The organism is Anaerobutyricum hallii, from assembly GCF_900209925.1.
GTDB lineage: Bacteria > Bacillota > Clostridia > Lachnospirales > Lachnospiraceae > Anaerobutyricum > Anaerobutyricum soehngenii.
The window spans coordinates 3,001,732-3,019,736 of the sequence record NZ_LT907978.1; the positions used below are offsets into that span (position 1 = coordinate 3,001,732).

General features: G+C 36.7%; 14 protein-coding genes and 1 other annotated feature. Of the genes, 3 read left to right on the top strand and 11 right to left on the bottom strand.

All coding sequences use genetic code 11. From position 1 onward, the window contains the following. Nucleotides 1–177 precede the first annotated feature (177 nt). Entirely contained in the window at nucleotides 178–972 is a 795-nt protein-coding gene (locus EHLA_RS13655) for an HAD family hydrolase (RefSeq protein ID WP_096241175.1), read from the bottom strand. A gap of 392 nt (nucleotides 973–1,364) precedes the next feature. Here EHLA_RS13655 and EHLA_RS13660 point away from each other — a divergent pair, with 392 nt between their 5' ends. Then, complete coding sequence (locus EHLA_RS13660; protein WP_096241176.1) at nucleotides 1,365–2,213, top strand: Rpn family recombination-promoting nuclease/putative transposase; 849 nt, start codon at nucleotides 1,365–1,367, stop codon at nucleotides 2,211–2,213. Nucleotides 2,214–2,939: 726 nt separating this feature from the next. Here EHLA_RS13660 and EHLA_RS13665 read toward each other — a convergent pair. The 10 genes from EHLA_RS13665 to EHLA_RS13710 all read right to left on the bottom strand — a co-directional run bounded on the left by EHLA_RS13665 (nucleotide 2,940) and on the right by EHLA_RS13710 (nucleotide 15,030). Beyond that, nucleotides 2,940–3,686, bottom strand: a complete 747-nt coding sequence (locus EHLA_RS13665; RefSeq protein ID WP_096241177.1) for an amino acid ABC transporter ATP-binding protein — start codon at nucleotides 3,684–3,686, stop codon at nucleotides 2,940–2,942. After that, on the bottom strand, nucleotides 3,687–4,481 hold the full coding sequence (locus EHLA_RS13670) for an amino acid ABC transporter permease (RefSeq protein WP_096241178.1): 795 nt from the start codon (nucleotides 4,479–4,481) through the stop codon (nucleotides 3,687–3,689). 21 nt (nucleotides 4,482–4,502) lie between these two features. Then, nucleotides 4,503–5,360, bottom strand: coding sequence for a transporter substrate-binding domain-containing protein (locus EHLA_RS13675; protein ID WP_096241179.1), 858 nt, complete (start codon nucleotides 5,358–5,360; stop codon nucleotides 4,503–4,505). A gap of 338 nt (nucleotides 5,361–5,698) precedes the next feature. Next, nucleotides 5,699–6,256, bottom strand: coding sequence for a TetR/AcrR family transcriptional regulator (locus EHLA_RS13680; protein ID WP_096241180.1), 558 nt, complete (start codon nucleotides 6,254–6,256; stop codon nucleotides 5,699–5,701). 174 nt (nucleotides 6,257–6,430) lie between these two features. Then, complete coding sequence (locus EHLA_RS13685; RefSeq protein WP_162290866.1) at nucleotides 6,431–7,900, bottom strand: sensor domain-containing diguanylate cyclase; 1,470 nt, start codon at nucleotides 7,898–7,900, stop codon at nucleotides 6,431–6,433. 210 nt (nucleotides 7,901–8,110) lie between these two features. Continuing rightward, complete coding sequence (thrS, locus tag EHLA_RS13690) at nucleotides 8,111–9,880, bottom strand: threonine--tRNA ligase (RefSeq protein WP_096241182.1); 1,770 nt, start codon at nucleotides 9,878–9,880, stop codon at nucleotides 8,111–8,113. A 143-nt stretch (nucleotides 9,881–10,023) separates the two neighbouring features. After that, nucleotides 10,024–10,278 (bottom strand) — a binding site (T-box leader). A gap of 46 nt (nucleotides 10,279–10,324) precedes the next feature. After that, entirely contained in the window at nucleotides 10,325–11,569 is a 1,245-nt protein-coding gene (locus tag EHLA_RS13695; protein WP_096241183.1) for an NAD(P)/FAD-dependent oxidoreductase, read from the bottom strand. 304 nt (nucleotides 11,570–11,873) lie between these two features. Beyond that, the gene (locus EHLA_RS13700; protein ID WP_123864870.1) at nucleotides 11,874–12,107 is read right to left on the bottom strand and encodes a hypothetical protein; all 234 of its coding nucleotides are present in this window, start codon (nucleotides 12,105–12,107) and stop codon (nucleotides 11,874–11,876) included. 150 nt (nucleotides 12,108–12,257) lie between these two features. After that, on the bottom strand, nucleotides 12,258–14,495 hold the full coding sequence (locus EHLA_RS13705; RefSeq protein WP_096241185.1) for a SulP family inorganic anion transporter: 2,238 nt from the start codon (nucleotides 14,493–14,495) through the stop codon (nucleotides 12,258–12,260). Nucleotides 14,496–14,577: 82 nt separating this feature from the next. Beyond that, complete coding sequence (locus EHLA_RS13710; protein WP_096241186.1) at nucleotides 14,578–15,030, bottom strand: DUF2798 domain-containing protein; 453 nt, start codon at nucleotides 15,028–15,030, stop codon at nucleotides 14,578–14,580. A gap of 413 nt (nucleotides 15,031–15,443) precedes the next feature. On the opposite strand from EHLA_RS13710, the gene EHLA_RS13715 reads away from it, so the two are divergent. Then, complete coding sequence (locus tag EHLA_RS13715; protein WP_096241187.1) at nucleotides 15,444–17,345, top strand: OPT family oligopeptide transporter; 1,902 nt, start codon at nucleotides 15,444–15,446, stop codon at nucleotides 17,343–17,345. A 278-nt stretch (nucleotides 17,346–17,623) separates the two neighbouring features. Beyond that, on the top strand, nucleotides 17,624–17,998 hold the full coding sequence (locus tag EHLA_RS13720) for a PqqD family protein (protein WP_096241188.1): 375 nt from the start codon (nucleotides 17,624–17,626) through the stop codon (nucleotides 17,996–17,998). The last annotated feature ends 7 nt before the right edge of the window (nucleotides 17,999–18,005 follow it).

Here is an 18,005-nt window from a genome sequence, read left to right on the forward strand (position 1 = left end):
TATTATTACCCTCCTCGGTTTTTGTTGATATTGCCAGTATAAACGATTTTTTAACAAGAAACGATAGAATATTTTTAGATTCACATTAAAAATTCTATGATTTTATTAGCAAAACAAATAAAAAATTCTATGATTCAATACATTAAGTGGCAACGCCGAGGTTTCTCCCCCATATGTTCAAGACAAAAAAGTTTTTAATACCTTCAACACTCCATCTTCTGCATATCCTGGTATAATTTCATCTGCTGCTTCTTTCGTTTCTTTTCTTGCAGTATCAACCGCATATCCCTTCCCCGCATATTCAAGCATCGCAATATCATTGATATTATCCCCAAAAGCAATCGTTTCTTCACGTGAAATCCCCAGCTCCTCACAAATACTCCTCATTGCCGTTCCTTTATTTGCTCCCGGCCTGACAGCATCAATCCAATACTTACCCGAATTTAAAAACTCTAGTTTTCCTTCCCATTTATCTTTTATATATTTCTCACAAATCTGATCTATGTTTTCCGGATGATACATCGTCATCATACTGAAATCTTCTTGTGGAACATTACTCCATCCTCCCGTTCCAATCGTATCATAATGATATCCATCTATTAATAACTTATGCATTGGCGTTCCCTCAAAAGGACAATATGTATTCGTTGGTGTATTCAAAAGTCCTTCTAGCTGATCAAATTTCGATAACTGTTCCCATAATTCTTTTCCCCATTCCTGCGGAATCGGCTTCATAATTTTCGACTTCCCATTATGAGATACTACATTACCATTCTGAGATGCAATCCATAATTTATCCATAACAGGTGCAAACACCTCTTTTATGCTAATCATATGTCTTCCTGAAGCAACCACAAATACGATTCCTTTTTCAACAAGCTTTTCAATCACCTCATAATATTCCGGATTGATTCGCAAAGTCCCATCTTTAATCAATGTTCCATCAATATCTGTCATAACCATTTTTATCATAATTTTTATTTTCCTCCTGTGTTTAAGTAAAGTCAGTATACTCCATGATTGATATAGAAGCAAGTAAGTGCTATTATATTGTAGATTTAATATAGACGAAAAAAGAAATAATACCCTATCCCATCTGCTCTGTAGTCGCTGTATTTAAGATGCTCATCCGCATCTTAAACACGCTCCCAAGCCGCATCTGGGATAGGGTATTATTTCTTTTTTCTGACTATTTTAAATCCACAGTTGGTGAGAATGGGGATTCTCCAGAAGGTTATGGATTCTCGGGGAATTAAAGTCTAAATGATTGACACATTTTCAAATACTCATTGACTTTTATGTAAAATTATGTATATAATAGTCATGTAATAATCATTGATATATCATAATTGGAGGTAGCGCAAATGACAGATTCCATAATCTTACAGCCAGAAAGCTTAGAAGAACGCTACGAAAGATATAAAGAAAAGATAAAACACTTTACGATAATGAATGACATCTTTATGCGGAATGTATTAAAGGAAATCTCATGTACCGAATATATTCTTCAGGTTATCATGAACAAAAAGGAACTAAAAGTAATTGACCAGACCTTACAGAAAGATTATAAAAATCTCCAAGGGCGTTCCGCTATTTTAGACTGCGTGGCAAAAGATGTAGAGAATAATTTTTTTAATGTTGAGATTCAGGGTGAAAACGATGGTGCTTCTCCAAAAAGAGCCAGATACCACTGCGGTCTACTGGATATGAATCTCCTAAATCCAGGTGATCTTTTTGACAGCCTGCCGGAAACGTATGTCATTTTTATCACTAAAAACGATGTCCTTGGATACAACCGACCGATCAGCCACATACAAAGAAGAATCAAAGAAACCGAAGATATATTTCAAGATGGTCAACATATTTTATATGTAAACTCGAAAAAACAGGACGATACCGAATTAGGCCGCTTAATGCATGACTTACATTGCAAAGAAGCAGGCAAAATGTATAATAATATTCTTGCAACTAGAGTACATCAACTAAAGGAAACAGAGGAAGGAGTGAAAACAATGTGTCAGGAATTAGAAGAAATCTATAATGAAGGAGAACAGTCTGGATTTTTGCGAGGAGAACAATCCGGGAAACTAAAAGCTAAAAAAGAAACTACCCTTTCTCTTCTTGAAATGGGAATGTCGGTTGAACAGATTGCGCAAGCGGTAAATCTCTCTATAGAAACCGTTCAGGACTGGATATACAATTCTGATTTATAGATTTAGTATAGACGAAAAAAGAAATAATACCCTATCCCATCTTCTCTATAGTCGCTGTATTTAAGATGCTCGTCCGCATCTTAAATACGCTCCCAAGCCGCATCTGGGATAAGATATTATTTCTTTTTTCTGACTATTTTAAATCCATAGTTGGCGAGAATGGGGATTCTCCAGAAGGTTATGGATTCTCGGGGGATTAAAGTCTAAATGATTGACACATTTTTTCTGGAAGTTTCCATCTGAATAGAAAGCGTAGACTTTTGGAAAATCCCCTTGTTTTTTGACTGATTTGTAGAATGAGGTTAGACAGCCGCTGTAATAGAACTTTTTGCTGAATTGCAAGAGAAATATGGTAAAAAAGAGAATTTGTATAAGTTTGATTTTTCTTGGTTACGCTAAACGCTCCATTTTGCCTCAAAAAACGAGGGGATTCTCCAGAAAATTATGATTTTTAATCAAAGAACTATTTCGCCATTAGAAAATAGCAGTGAAAACCATAGACTTCTGGGCAAGCCCCTTATTCCCATCCAAGATTCAAATACTAATTTCCATTCTCTCCAACTGCAGATTTAGATAGCCAGAAAAAAGAAAAAAATAATACATCCCAGATGCGGCTTGGGAGCGTGTTTAAGATGCGGATGAGCATCTTAAACACAGCGACTACAGAGCAGATGGGATGTATTATTTTTTCTTTTTTCGTCTGTACTAAATCTACAAATCAGTATTTTAAAGATTTCTGAAGCGACTCAGGAATTCTTTTGTTTTTTCTTTTTGTGGTGTTTTGAAGATGTCATCGCTTGTTCCCTCTTCTTCAATCACTCCGTCTGCCATGAAGATTACATGACTGGAGATGTCTCTGGCGAATGCCATTTCGTGGGTAACGATGATCATTGTCATACCTTCTTTTGCAAGTGCAGTCATGACATTTAATACTTCTCCTACCATCTGTGGGTCAAGTGCAGATGTTGGTTCATCAAATAAAAGAACTTCCGGTTCCATTGCTAAAGCTCTTGCAATGGCAACTCGCTGCTTCTGACCACCGGATAACTGTTTTGGCTTTGCATTGATGTAAGGGTCCATTCCTACTTTCTGTAAGAACTTCATCGCAAGCTCTTTCGCTTCTTCCTTACTCTTCTTTGCTACCTTGATCGGACCGACCATACAGTTTTCAAGTACGGTTAAGTTTGCGAACAGATTAAAGCTCTGGAATACCATTCCTACTTTTTCACGATACGTACATACGTCCATTTTAGGATCTGTGATATCTTTTCCATGGTAGTAAATATTGCCTCCCGTTGGAGTTTCTAAAAGATTGACACAGCGAAGCATGGTGGACTTTCCAGAACCGGAAGCACCAATAATAGAGATAACATCTCCCTTTTCTACACTAAAGTCAATGTCTCGTAATACTTCATGGTTACCAAAGCTTTTTACAAGGTGGGAAATTTCAAGTATTTTATTATTCTCACTCATTTATCTTCCCTCCCTTGTTGCTTTTTTAGAACCTAACTGTGTTCCAATGTCCATGTTGTCAACTACCTCGTAGCTGTCATTACCATCTAACGCTCTCTCCCACAGATTTAATAATCTTGAAGAAATCAGCGTCATGATCAAATAGATGATCATTACAATCGTTGCGGATTCAAAGTAAGTATATAATGCACCTGCAACACTCTTATGCACAAAGAATAATTCGGTAATACCAATAACGGATAATACAGAGGTATCTTTGATATTGATAATAAGGTTATTTCCAATCTGCGGAAGAATATTACGGAAAGCCTGCGGAAGAATAACATTTGTCATTGCCTGAAAATGGTTCATACCGATTGCTTTCGCACCTTCCATCTGTCCCGGATCAATAGAGATGATACCGCCACGGACAGATTCTGCCATATAAGCACCTGTATTAATAGATACGATGATAAATGCAGACTGCCACATTCCCATCTGAATATTAAATAACTGGGATGCACCGTAATAAATAAATACGGCCTGTACAATCATAGGTGTTCCACGAAATACTTCTACATAAATTTTTAAAATAATTTTTACAAGCTTTAAAATAATTCTTTTTGGCAGACTGTCTCTCTTCTTATCTTCCGGTATTGTCTGCACAATACCAATTGCCAAACCAATAATACATCCGATTATTGTAGCAATAATTGCTATAACTAATGTAGTACCTGCACCTTTTAAATAAGATGTTCCATACTGCTGCAGCAGATAAGCAATTCTCTGCCCAAAATTCATATCAGCCAAATTCATGACCTATTCTCCTCCAGACTACTATTTAGATAAAGGCTGTACAGAAATAGCCTCATCCATCATCTTGTTGTAGTCATCTTTTGTCATCTTAGAAAGAACACTATTGATGCTGTCAACTAATTCTGTATTACCCTTCTTTACAGAAATACCAATGTTGATGTCTTCATCAGATACTTTAAAATTATCGTCACTTCCTGAGAAGTCAAGTAATTTAAAGTCAGGGTAAGCAACTAATGCTGCCTTTCCTGTAGGCATATCTGTTACAACAACGTCTGTTCTTCCACTGTTTAATGCAACTAACATAGCTGGTGCAGATTCCTGTGCTGCCTGAATGTTGGCATCTTTAATCTGTGGAAGGCACTTATCATACCAGATTGTTCCAAGCTGAGAAGTACATGTAGCACCTGCAAGGTCTGCCACACCCTTTGCATTCTCATACTTGCTTCCCTTCTTTACAAGTGTAACGATGGATGCATAATAATATGGTTCTGTAAAGTCTGCCATCTGCAGTCTTTCTGATGTGATGGACTGACCAGCGATAACGCAGTCAACCTGTCCGGACTGTACAGCAGGAATTAAGGAATCCCAGTCAAGCTTTACAATCTGTAAGTCATATCCTAATTCATCGGCAATCTTCTTTGCCATCATAACATCATAACCATACGCATAGTCAGAACTGTCTTTAATAGGAACTGCTCCGTTAGAATCATCAGACTGTGTCCAGTTATATGGTGCGTATCCACACTCCATTGCTACTTTTAAAGTCTTTTTTCCTGCATCAGTAGAACCTTCTGACTTTGCTGTGTTTGAACTTCCGCAAGCAGCAAGACTTAATACCATTGCTGCTGCTAAAAACATACTAATGATCTTTTTCTTCATAATACTTCTTCCTCTCTATATAATTTGTATTGTTGGGAAAAACACTTCCGAACTAAGAAAGTAGAGAAAATGCATCGCTGCTGTATAGTATACACACGAAATCATCTTATGATTTACGATTAATTTGCAACTCATCCGAAGATATCTTTCATGCCCCATTATTATAAGCTTTGTATACTCCTTCTCCGATTACATAAAAACAGAGAAGCCCAGATGGACTTCTCCCTCGAAATCTTCTCTGCTATTCTCTTACCTCATCGTATTTCTCGAAATATAGTACATTGTAGCATGTTATTTTTAAGATTGCAATTACTCTTTGCAAATCTCTTCATATTAATTTATATTATTTTATATTTTTGACATACCATACGCATACTTCCTGCAAACATTCGGCAAAGTATACGAGAATGTTCCACAATATCATATGACATATCGTGATTAAGCCAGTCAATAAGCTGGCCAAACAACTCACATTTTAAATAACTTATCACAAATTCCAAATCCTTTGAATCTACTCTTTCCGAATACTCCCTGGAACGAATATAAGTACGTGTCACATGCTCACAAATCTTCATGAGCTGTTTCTCATAAAATTCTCTGTTAGATGAACCATAAATATGATAAATCATTCTCTTATTTAAATTGATTTCTTTCAAGGCTGCAGTGACTTTCTCTTCAAAAGTAGATTCCTCCGGCAAATTCTCTATCACCTTCGCTGTCATCTCCACAATAATCTCTTCTAATAAAGAAGGGATATCCTGAAAATGATAATAAAATGAATTTCGATTCACACCACAGTCCTCTACAATATCTTTCACTGTAATCTGGGAAATCGGTCTTTCTGTTAGTAACTTTATAAAAGAATTTTTAATTTCTCTTTTGGCAAAAGGGGGCATTCTGTGCACTTCCTTCCTTAAATTTATCAAATTTTGTCACCTTACATGCTGCCACGCTCATTACGCACTACATGCAACATAATATCATAGATTCTTTCTTTATTCCATTAAAAATTCCAAAAAATCTATAGATTGTTTCTTTGAATTTGTGTAAAGTACATATATTCTTTATTTTTATACTTTATGATAGATACTAAATCCATCACGATTGTTTCTTTTTGTCCTGTACAGTGCCTCGTCTGCATTTCGATACAAGCTGTTAAATGTTATACCATCTTTTGGCATAAAAGCTACTCCGATACTGCAGGTTAACCTATGATCTTTTATTTCCGCTACTGGAAGTTCATGAAAATACTGTATGAGACTTTCCATTCGATGAGTCACAAACTCTTCGGAAGTTACACCTTTCATAAATATGAGGAATTCATCGCCGCCTACTCTTCCTATGATATCATTCTCTCTAAAAGAACTTTTTAAAAGATGCCCCACTTTATATAAAACTCTGTCGCCTACCGCATGTCCAAAATTATCATTAATCTGCTTAAAATGATCAACATCCAGCATAAGCAGAACCCCTCCGGATTTACTCTCTTTACTATCAAGCCATTCTGTAACTAAATTCTCCGTCCCAACCTTATTATAAAGCTGCGTCAGACCATCAATACTTGCAAGTTCCTTCATATATTTTTGCTTCTGAGACTCTCTGTATAAGATAATGAGCAGAAATGCAATCATTCCTCCACCTATAACAAAAACCAAAATAACTTGTCTGTCTTGAACAAACTGATAATCTTCCTGTGCTTTACTCTGAGGAACCACATAACAAAGCATCCAGTCATTAATTCCAAGTGTATCATAGGCAAGATACCTTACTTTTTTCCCCTCCTTAAGTACAAGAATTCCAGCTTTCTGGTTCTTTATATTTCTTTTTGTCTCTGCCATATCCTTTTTAGAAACTTCTTTATTTGTTACATAAAAATCATATACATTATCGCTAATATTGATATTTCGATACGCCTTTCCACTATCACAGGAAATAATTCTTCCGGAAGAGTCTATGATCATAGAAAAACCTACTCCATCATAAATATCGTTAAATAGCATCTGATTTAATGCGCCAACGTTATAAGAAGCCCCCAGAACCCCTATGACTTCTCCCTCTTTGTAAATAGGTACTGCAAGTATTACCTTCGTTTTTCCATCGACCATACTTTCCACAGGAGAACTCATTACTCGCTTTCCTTCCATCGCTTCTTTAAAGTACTTTCTGGTTTTCACCAACTTTTTTGCTCCATTACTGTAACAGGCATTCCCATCTGCATCAATAAGTGCAAGGAGATCTAAATCCTGTTCTTTTACAATACTCTGAATCAGTCTCTTATTTTCTCCTGAAAATATATTCTCTCTTTCCCCTACATAAGTAGCCATACCGGATAGATAACTAAATTGAATATCTATAATCGAGTTTAAATGATAACTTTGCCTTTCCACATTCGTAGCAACATTCTTCTGACTATTTATTTCCACATCCTTCTGAAGCCAGGATAAAAAAAACAAAAGACAACCTATCATAAAAATAAGAAAGGTACCTATAATCAGCAAATATTTTCTTACTTCATTCTGCTCCATTCCTTTTTTCCCCATGCTGTTCCCCTCCTTATAGAATTCTAATGATAGTACAATGTAAACTATTATTGTATTTTTTATCATACCATAATCCTTTCTCATTGTCATTTGTTTTTTACATTTGTTAACAACTTCTCAATTTAATTCATTAATGGAAACAGACAAAAAAATTCCAGCTTATAATAAAGATTATAAGCTGGAATTCTTTTTGCTGTTTATTCGCTCTATTTAAATTTCTTTTTCGATGATCTCGGCAAATTCTTCTACAGACATTGCACCTAATTCCGGACTGTCATTTTGATCTGCTACATCTCTCTTTCGAACAGATACCGTTCCTTCATTCTGTTCTTTTTCTCCAACGATCAGCATATATGGTACCTTCTGAAGCTGTGCCTGTCTGATCTTGTAACCAAGTTTCTCATCCCTGTCATCCATTTCAACACGAACCCCTTTTGCCTTCAGCTCCGCAGAAACTTTCTTAGCATACTCTGCAAATTTGTCGGATACAGGAAGAACTTTTGCCTGTACCGGTGCTAACCATGTTGGGAACTTTCCTGCATAATGTTCAATTAAGATTCCGATAAATCGCTCAATAGAACCAAATACAACACGGTGAATCATGATTGGACGATGTTTTTCTCCGTCTGCTCCAATATATTCTGCCTCAAATCTCTGTGGAAGCTGGAAGTCAAGCTGGATTGTTCCGCACTGCCATGTTCTTCCGATAGAATCCTGTAAATGGAAGTCAAGTTTTGGACCATAGAATGCGCCGTCTCCCTCATTTACTTCGTAAGGAATATTCATGGCTTTGATTGCATTTTCCAATGCATTTGTTGCTACTTCCCACTCTTCTTCTGTTCCCATGCTATCATCTGGACGAGTGGATAATTCTACATGATAAGTAAATCCAAATTTCTTATATACTTCATCAATCAATTTTACGACTTTCTGGATTTCATTTTCAATCTGCGCCTCTGTCATAAAGATATGGGCATCGTCCTGTGTAAAGCATCTTACACGCATCAGTCCATGAAGCTGTCCGGACTTTTCGTGACGGTGCACAAGGCCAAGTTCCCCAAGACGAAGTGGAAGTTCTTTGTAAGAACGAGGCTCCATCTTATAAACAAGCATTCCACCTGGACAGTTCATTGGTTTTACAGCAAAATCCATGTCGTCAATTACTGTTGTGTACATATTTTCCCGGTAATGATCCCAGTGTCCGGATGTCTCCCAAAGCTGTCTGTTTAAAAGAATTGGTGTAGAGATTTCCTGATACTCTTCTCTTGTATGAATCTTTCTCCAGTAATCAATTAATGTATTTTTCAATACCATTCCCTTTGGTAAGAAAAATGGAAATCCCGGACCTTCCTCCATAATTGTAAATAAGCCAAGTTCTTTTCCAAGCTTTCTATGGTCTCTCTTTTTCGCTTCCTCAAGCATATGCAGATAATCCTGCAATTCTGATGCTTTTGGAAAAGAAATTCCATAAATCCTTGTAAGCATCTTATTTTTCTCATCACCACGCCAATATGCACCTGCTGTAGAAAGAAGCTTAATTGCTTTAATAACACAGGTGTTTGATACGTGAGGACCCGCACAAAATTCCTCATAATCTCCCTGCTTATAAAATGTAATCGTCTCATCTTCAGGAAGTTCTTCGATCATCTCCACCTTATAATCTTCCTGTCTTTCTTTCATATAGGAAAGAGCTTCTTCTTTTTTCACTTCAAAAACTTCCAGTGGAAGGGACTGTTTTACAATCTTTTTCATCTCTTTTTCAATTGCCGCAAGATTCTCTTCTGTAAATGAAAAAGAAAAGTCAAAATCATAATAAAATCCGTTGTCAATTGCTGGTCCGATCGCACACTTTGTATCCGGATATAATCTCTTTACTGCCTGTGCCAGCACATGAGCGCTTGTATGCCAAAATGCTTCCTTTACCTCTTTGTTGTCAAAATCACCTTCGATTACCTGTCCATTTTTTTCCAGAACTTTCATTTCATTACCTCCAAAATAAGAACGAATCTGACTGGGACCTTTCTTTTTTATTTGCTCCAGGCATTTTAAGACATTAGCCTTCAAAGTCAGGAGTAATTTTCTGTAAATTAAAAAAGCACCCATAGATTACAATATGACTATAATCTAAGGGTGCAGTAAATACACGGTTCCACCTTATTATTTCACTTCAGATTCTATGATTAAATCCTATCCCTTAACGCGGGCATACGGCAACACTTGTGAAATATCCCAAAATGTCTTACCCATCTCAAAAAATACTTCTTTTCGCATCGCAGCTCAGGAATGGTTTTCATATATTTCCTCATAAATAACTCTCAGCACTCGTTACTCTCTCTGTATAATTCTAATATATTACTCTTTTCCTTCATCGCTTTTCGTTGTTTCGAGTGTATGGTAGCACTATTAAAAATATTTGTCAATGTTTTATTTTTTATACTTTTGAGGTCTGAATGAAAATCTGTCTGAAATCGTATCCTTTATATTAGAAAAATACTGTGGAAGTAAAATCTTTCGCTCTGTAGAAAACACTTCTTTCCATGAATAATTGACAGCCTCTTTCGCTTCTACAAACTTATCTTTCAAAATTATTTCCGTTAAAAGCATGGCGGCAGTCATCGCAGAAGTCATTCCCCAACCATTAAATCCTGTTGCCACATACAGACCCGGTGTTTTTCTTTCAGAAGCATAAGATCCGATATATGGTATACCATCTAAACTGAAACAATCCTGTACTTTCCAGCTCGCCTTCTCTTTTGCTTCAGGATAGTACATTGCTGCTGCCTCCCTTAGTTTCTCCCATTCATGAGCCTCCCTGTCACTTTCTGGCTTGTACATTCCTCCTGTCATTAAAAGTAAATCCCCATAACTTCGAAAAGAGAGTCCTCCCTGCGCTTCATCTGTATACATCCCATTCATCTTCTGTGCATTCCCCAGTGCCAGAATACAGGACTCTTCCATATGCAGCTTTCTGTTATACTTGCCAAGCTTCTCATAAAATGGAATATGTGTTGTGCAAATAATATGATCTGCTACCGTAACGTGTATTCCACACCATATAACATGCCTGAACCAGTCATCAATCTCTACACCTTCATATATATGTATATTCTGATGCTTTTCCAGTTCTTTTACAAGACCATTCAACAATTTTACCGGATTTAGCTTGGCCTGTCCCGGAAAACGTACTGCTCCTGATATATCAAAGGGCAATTCTGTTGTCTCACAAAAATCTGCCTTCCCGCCAATTCGATCTACTGCATCAATCTCTTTTTCAATCTTTTCTCTATCATTCTTAGAATAAACATAAGAACTCGTTTCTTCAAAATCACAATCAATCTGTTCAGAAAGTTCCCGATACTTCTGTATTGCCTGTTCATTCGCCTGAAAATACATCCTGGCCTTCTCCTCACCATCTCGTTCTAATAACTTACTATAGATCAGACCATGTTGAGAAGTTACCTGTGCCATCGCATCTTTCCCTGTTCCTTCAGCGATTCGATCTTTATCTAAAAGAATACAGTCTACTCCTGCATCTTTTAAAAACCAGGCACATAGTATACCGCATAAACCTCCGCCAACAATCGCTACATCGGTCATTTCCATGCATTCCATCTTTCCATAATCAGATTTTTCTGCTGTGTCAATACTCCTCCATATAGAATCTGACATCGATCTATCCTCCTGAAATTTATCTCAGTCGAGAAGACTCCCACCTCTTTCAGGTGGTGAGTGGCTGCTCGACTTGAATTCTCTACTATTCTTTCTGTAATTATTAACCATTATACCACCTTTAACATTTCTATTATACAACTAAAAAGAAAAAGAATGTTATTAATTTTTCTTAAACATTCTTTTTCTTCTTTTCATGCTGTTTTTTTAATATAATTACTGTTTATATAGTTTATTTTGTTTGTGCGTTATTCGTTTAATTTAAAATTTACTTTTTATATGATGCCAGATTCAAAGAAATATCCTATAATTCAGATGGCTTACTTACTTCATAATCCTTCCATGCTGTACTTTCTGTCGCACCGGACATATCTGCTTTCGTAGAATAAGAAGATACGGTTATTGTATATTCACTATTTCCTTGTACATATACCGTTCCATCTGTTCCTTTAATTGTTACAGTCCATGTACATCCTTTTGCAATGTAGAAGTTACAGTATCTCCTTCTTTCTCCCAAACCGCAAATACTAATTTCCACCTGGAGCCAGCTAGCAGAAAAGCAGAAATTTTATATCAAATAAAATGTGATGTCGGAGCAAATAAAAATGCCGAACAGGCATTTTCTATGAAGCGACTATCTTCACATTCTATTTGATATAAAATTTCTGCTTTTCGTCTGTTCTTCCAATCAAATTAGCAATTTTTTCTCTAATTCATGTAATTTTCCTGCAGCTTCCGGATTCTGTTTTTGCAGTCTTCGTTCTAAATTCTCTCTGCTTTCTACTAACTTTTCCCATATCTCTGGATTTTCTTGTTTTAATTCTATCTCCAAATGATGACGACGTTTTTCGATCATCTGGAATATAAGCTGTTTATTTTTATCCTCTTCTAGATTTGCGGAAAGTTCATCTAAATGAAGTTCCATTCTTCGAAGAACCTCATCCTCATCAATAGCACCGAGATTGTGCCATGCCTGCATTTGTTTTGAAAGACCTTTTTCCGAAATTTCTTTGATTTCCGGCCAATGATGCAGATTCGCTATTACCCGATGTACTCTTTTTTCGATTTCATTTACTGTATCTTCACCAAATGCCCATGCAAACTCTTCGAGTGTATTTTCTTCTTCGGCAGGTAATGTATGTAGCCACAGTGCTTTTTTTAATTTTTCTATTTTTTCTGTATTATGCTTATGAACAGGCAGTTTTCCTGCATGTTCCCGCAATTCTTCTAAGCTTTCCTGCAGATTTGCCGGAATACCTTCCAGTGGAAATGGTTTTTGTAATCCTGAATCAAGAAGCGCTGCCGTAATCGTTCTTCTGATACACCCTTCTTCTATTAATCCACCCATTCCAAGATTTCGAAACTGTGTATTAAGTGCCTGCATATGTTCTGTAATGTAAAATGCAATTCCTTTTTTCTCTAAGTTTTGTTTTAACATAAGAATCGTATCCGCTGCTGTTATATCAATACTTGTAATTGTTCCGGCATCTACGATTACGGTTTTTATGTCTTCTTTTAAATTATTTTCGATATCTTCCTGAAATAATTTACTATTTGCGAAGAAAAGGGTTGCATTAAAACGATAGATCATCGTGTGTTCAATCGGATGTGCATAATGATTTTTATCTAAATCATAAAAACCATCTCTTCCTGGAATACCTCCAAGAAATGCTCTTGTCGGATTCGTTTCCCGAATAACAACTGCCACAAAGGATAGAATGATTCCTATAATTACTCCGTAAATTGTTCCAAGAAAAAGTACTGCCATGCAGGCTGCTACAAAAATATAAAATTCTTTTCGACTTACTTTAAATAAACGAACTGCCAAATGCCATTCTACAACATTCATTAATGCAGAGATCACAATTGCCGTCAATACCGGAACCGGCAAGTATCCTATAAACCCTGCTGCAAATAAAAGAACCATTACCATAGAAATTGCTGCTGTAATAGAGACAGCCTGCGTCCTTCCTCCAAACTGTTCATTCATTGATGTTCTTGAAATACTTCCATTTACCGGACAGCTTCCTGTAAAAGCAGAAATAATATTTCCTGCCGCACAGGCAAGGATTTCTTTATTATCATCTATTTTATAACCATTTTTCGAAGCAAAATTATTCTCGGAAAGTAAAGTTTCTGCCATAACAACAACAGCAATCATCAAGCCACGACCTGCTGCATGCTTAAGGTCTACATGAAATACAGACGGTATAATAAATTTAGGAAGTCCTGGCTCTACTTTCGATAGTAAAGCCACTCCATAATGATCCACATGAAATACCAATGTAGAAACCATTCCAAGAGCCATGATCACAACTGCCATCGGAAACTTCGGCATTACTTTTTTAGAAATAATCAATATTGCCAGCGCTCCGACACCTAATCCGACCGATACCCAATTTATATGCAATGCTGTCTCATACAAATGTTTTAACAGTTCTGGAAGTTCACCAGAACCGGATTTACCTCCCATAATCTTTGGAATCTGCATCAAGATAATTGTCAACGCGATTCCGCTGATAAACCCTCCCATAACTGGAGTAGAAATAAATGTAACGAGCTTACCTGCTTTCAAAAAATAAAATAAAAGCAGCCATAAACCAACGAATAGTGCAATAACTGGAATATACCGGAGTGCATCCACACTCCCACTCTCAATTCCAAGACTTGCAAGCGCTGCTCCCGCGATGGCCGCCGGTGCCGCATCCACTCCAAAAATAAACTGAGGAGAAGTGGAAAAAAGTGCAAAAAATAAAATAGGAAGTACAGAGCCATACAGTCCAAAAACTGCTGGCAGACCTGATACTTCCGCATACCCCATAGAAATAGGAATAGAAACAGCCGCAATCATGATTCCAGCTGTAAGATCTTTTCCAAAATATTCTTTTTTATAATTCTTTAATGTAGGAAATAAAGAAATTTTCATAAATCGTATGCCTTCCTTTCTATAAAACTTACCATATAATATAGAAGATTCTTGAGGCAATGTAAAGAGAAGAAGAAAAGATCTATTTAACAAACTTTCCAAATACATTTCTCACCAATGGTCCTGCAAAGAAAATCTGCCAGCACAGTGCCATTGGGAAGTTCATTGCAGTTGTCTGTAACCAGACAGCTATAATTTCTTTTCCCGGATGTTTAAATAATACCGTTGCAATAAAACTCATTGCCGGACACATCAGACAAACAATCATTGATGAAATTGCCAGTATGATAAAAATCGGTTTATCTGTTGGGGATACAATACGAAATGCAAGAAATTTAGATAATTTCTCTACAACAAAAAATTCTAAAATAAATGCTGCAGGCCACATAATCGGCATCTCATAAAATGCGAGTAAGAAAATCTGGTTGCTCATACCTCCCTTATCAATAGAAATGTTGTAACAAACCATAGCATAGACCATGACAAAAGCCATGATGAGGGTGAAAATAACGTTCTGTAACTTTGTTTTTGGCATAATCAGCCGCCTCCTTTTATTCTGTCTACCGAAAATTTACTTTTCGATGAAATAGTATAAAAATAGGATGTGTTGTTCGTTATCAATATTTTTTCAAAATATTGTGCGTTTCCAATTAGACCAAAATATTTTTATGATATTTTCTTGATACGAGTCGGTATTATAGCATAAAAATTTTTTTTGCGTAAGTACTTTTTTATTTTTTTATTTAGGGCATACTATAAAAATACTGCAAAATAGGTAGATTGCCCAATTATATAACTGTTTTATACTACTTTATAGTAATTTTTTATCACTATAAAGTGCCATAATACGCAAAAAAAGTGCATTTTTTTACCTTTATTTCATTTTATATAAATGTTATAATTGTTATGTTTTTGTAAGGAAATTGTAAAAAAGAAAGGATAAACGTAATGAAGGAAAACAAAAACGATTTTAAACCGTATATTCCTGCGGACCAGGTAGTTCCGGAATTTACAGTCACAGCCTTAATTCTTGGTATTTTACTTGCAGTTATTTTTGGTGCTGCTAACGCATATCTTGGACTTCGAGTTGGTATGACCGTTTCCGCATCTATTCCTGCAGCCGTACTTTCCATGGGTATTATTCGTATCATTCTTCGTAAGAATTCTATCTTGGAAAACAACCTTGTTCAGACAATCGGTTCAGCCGGTGAGTCTGTTGCTGCCGGAGCAATCTTTACTCTCCCTGCTTTATTCTTATGGGCAAAAGAAGGTAAGATTGATTCTCCTAGTATTTTAACTATCTTTTTAGTTGCACTTGTTGGTGGTATCCTTGGTGTCTGTTTCATGGTTCCACTTCGTCAGGCTCTTATCGTTGAAGAACATGGTGTTCTTCCTTTCCCTGAAGGAACTGCTTGTGCAGAGGTTCTCCTTGCCGGAGAAGAAGGTGGTAACAAAGCTGGTATCGTATTCTCCGGTCTTGGTATCGCTGCTATTTACAAATTCATCGCTGATGGAGTTAAACTTTTCCCTAGTGAAATTGGTTATGATATTCAGGCATATGCCGGTTCTTCCGTAGGTATTCAGGTTCTTCCTGCTCTTGCCGGCGTTGGTTACATCTGTGGACCTCAGATTTCAAAATATATGTTCGCAGGTGGTACTTTAAGCTGGTTTGTACTCATGCCTATGATCGCATTATTCGGTAAAGATGCTACAATCTTCCCTGGAAGTGAAGTAATTTCTACTCTTGCTCCAGGATCATTATGGGGAACTTATATCAAGTACATTGGTGCCGGTGCTGTTGCAGCTGGTGGTATCATGAGCTTAATCAAGACTTCTCCACTCATTGTCCGTACATTTAAACAGGCAATGGGCAGCATGGCTAAAAACCGAGCTACTGCTGATGCTTCCCGTACACAGCGCGACTTACCAATGCCGATCATTCTTGGTATTATCGCTGTTATCGCTGTTACCATCTGGTTACTTCCAATTTTCCCTGTAAGTTTCCTCGGTGCAGTTCTCGTTGTTATATTCGGATTCTTCTTTGCAACTGTTTCCGCCCGTATGGTTGGATTAATCGGTTCTTCTAACAACCCAGTTTCCGGTATGGCAATCGCTACTTTAATTATTTCTACTTTAATTTTAAAAGCTACAGGAACTACAGGAACTACAGGTATGATCGGTTCCATCTGTATCGGTAGTATTATCTGTATCGTTGCTGCTATTTCCGGCGATACTTCACAGGATTTAAAGACAGGTTTCATCGTAGGTGCTACACCTAAACTTCAGCAGATTGGTGAAATGGTTGGTGTTATCGCTTCCTCCGCTGCAATCGGATATGTTTTATATCTGTTAAATGCTGCATGGGGATTCGGTTCTAACGAGATTCCTGCTCCACAGGCTACTATGATGAAGATGCTCGTTGAAGGTATCATGAATGCAGAACTTCCATGGGCATTGATCCTTGTTGGTGTATTTATCGCTATCGTTGTTGAGATTCTTGGTATTCCAGTACTTCCATTTGCCGTTGGTATGTACCTTCCATTCTCACTGAGTGCTGGTATTATGGCAGGTGGGGTTGTCCGTTGGATTCTTGAACGCCGTAAAGCAGCGAATGAAAGCGAAGAAAAAGAAAAGAAAGCTTGCATCGAACGTGGAACATTATTTACTTCCGGTCTGATTGCCGGAGAGGGACTCATGGGAGTTATCCTTGCTATTTGTGCGGTAGCAAAAGTTGACTCTAAGTTTGTTTCCCCTGTTGCCCTTCCACAGATTGCCAGCTTAGTTATTTTCATCATTTTACTTGCTTATTTATACTTCTTATGTGTAAAAAAGAACAACAAAACTAATTAACAATTAAATTACAAAACATATTTAATTTCTGGCAGTGAGAGAACCTCTTTCACTGCCAAAATTATTGAATCACGCGCCAAGTCTCGCGGCTGCTCGACTTGAAATATACATTTGATTTTAATACCAAATCGTTATAAAATATAAATTGTTTCAGAATTATGGGAGTAGCATTCGCTGTGGAGTAATTCGCGACGTCATGCTGGGAGCAAAATACCTTTTAATCCTAATATCACTGTATAATTTAATTTATATAATTTAATTTATAGAAAGGATTCTCTATGACTAAACAGAAAATAGATAAAAACTATCTTGACTATATTCCTGTCAAAAACCCTGATATAGAATATGAAACAAACGAAAAAGGAACTATCACTGTTTTTATCCGCTGGGAAGGTTTCTTTAATAAGATTGCTCAGAAATTTTTTCACCGCCCAAAAGTAAGTTCCATCGATCTTGATGATTACGGAAGCTTTGTCTGGGGCATCATCGATGACAAAAAGGATATTTACACACTTTCAAAAGAACTCGATCAAAAGTTCCCTAACATGGAAAAGTCCCTGTCCCGTCTCATTAAGTTCTTAGAAATATTAAAAGATCATCATTTAATCACTTATTCCGAAAAAAAGAGCAATTCAAACATAAAAACTTGCTAGAAATAGC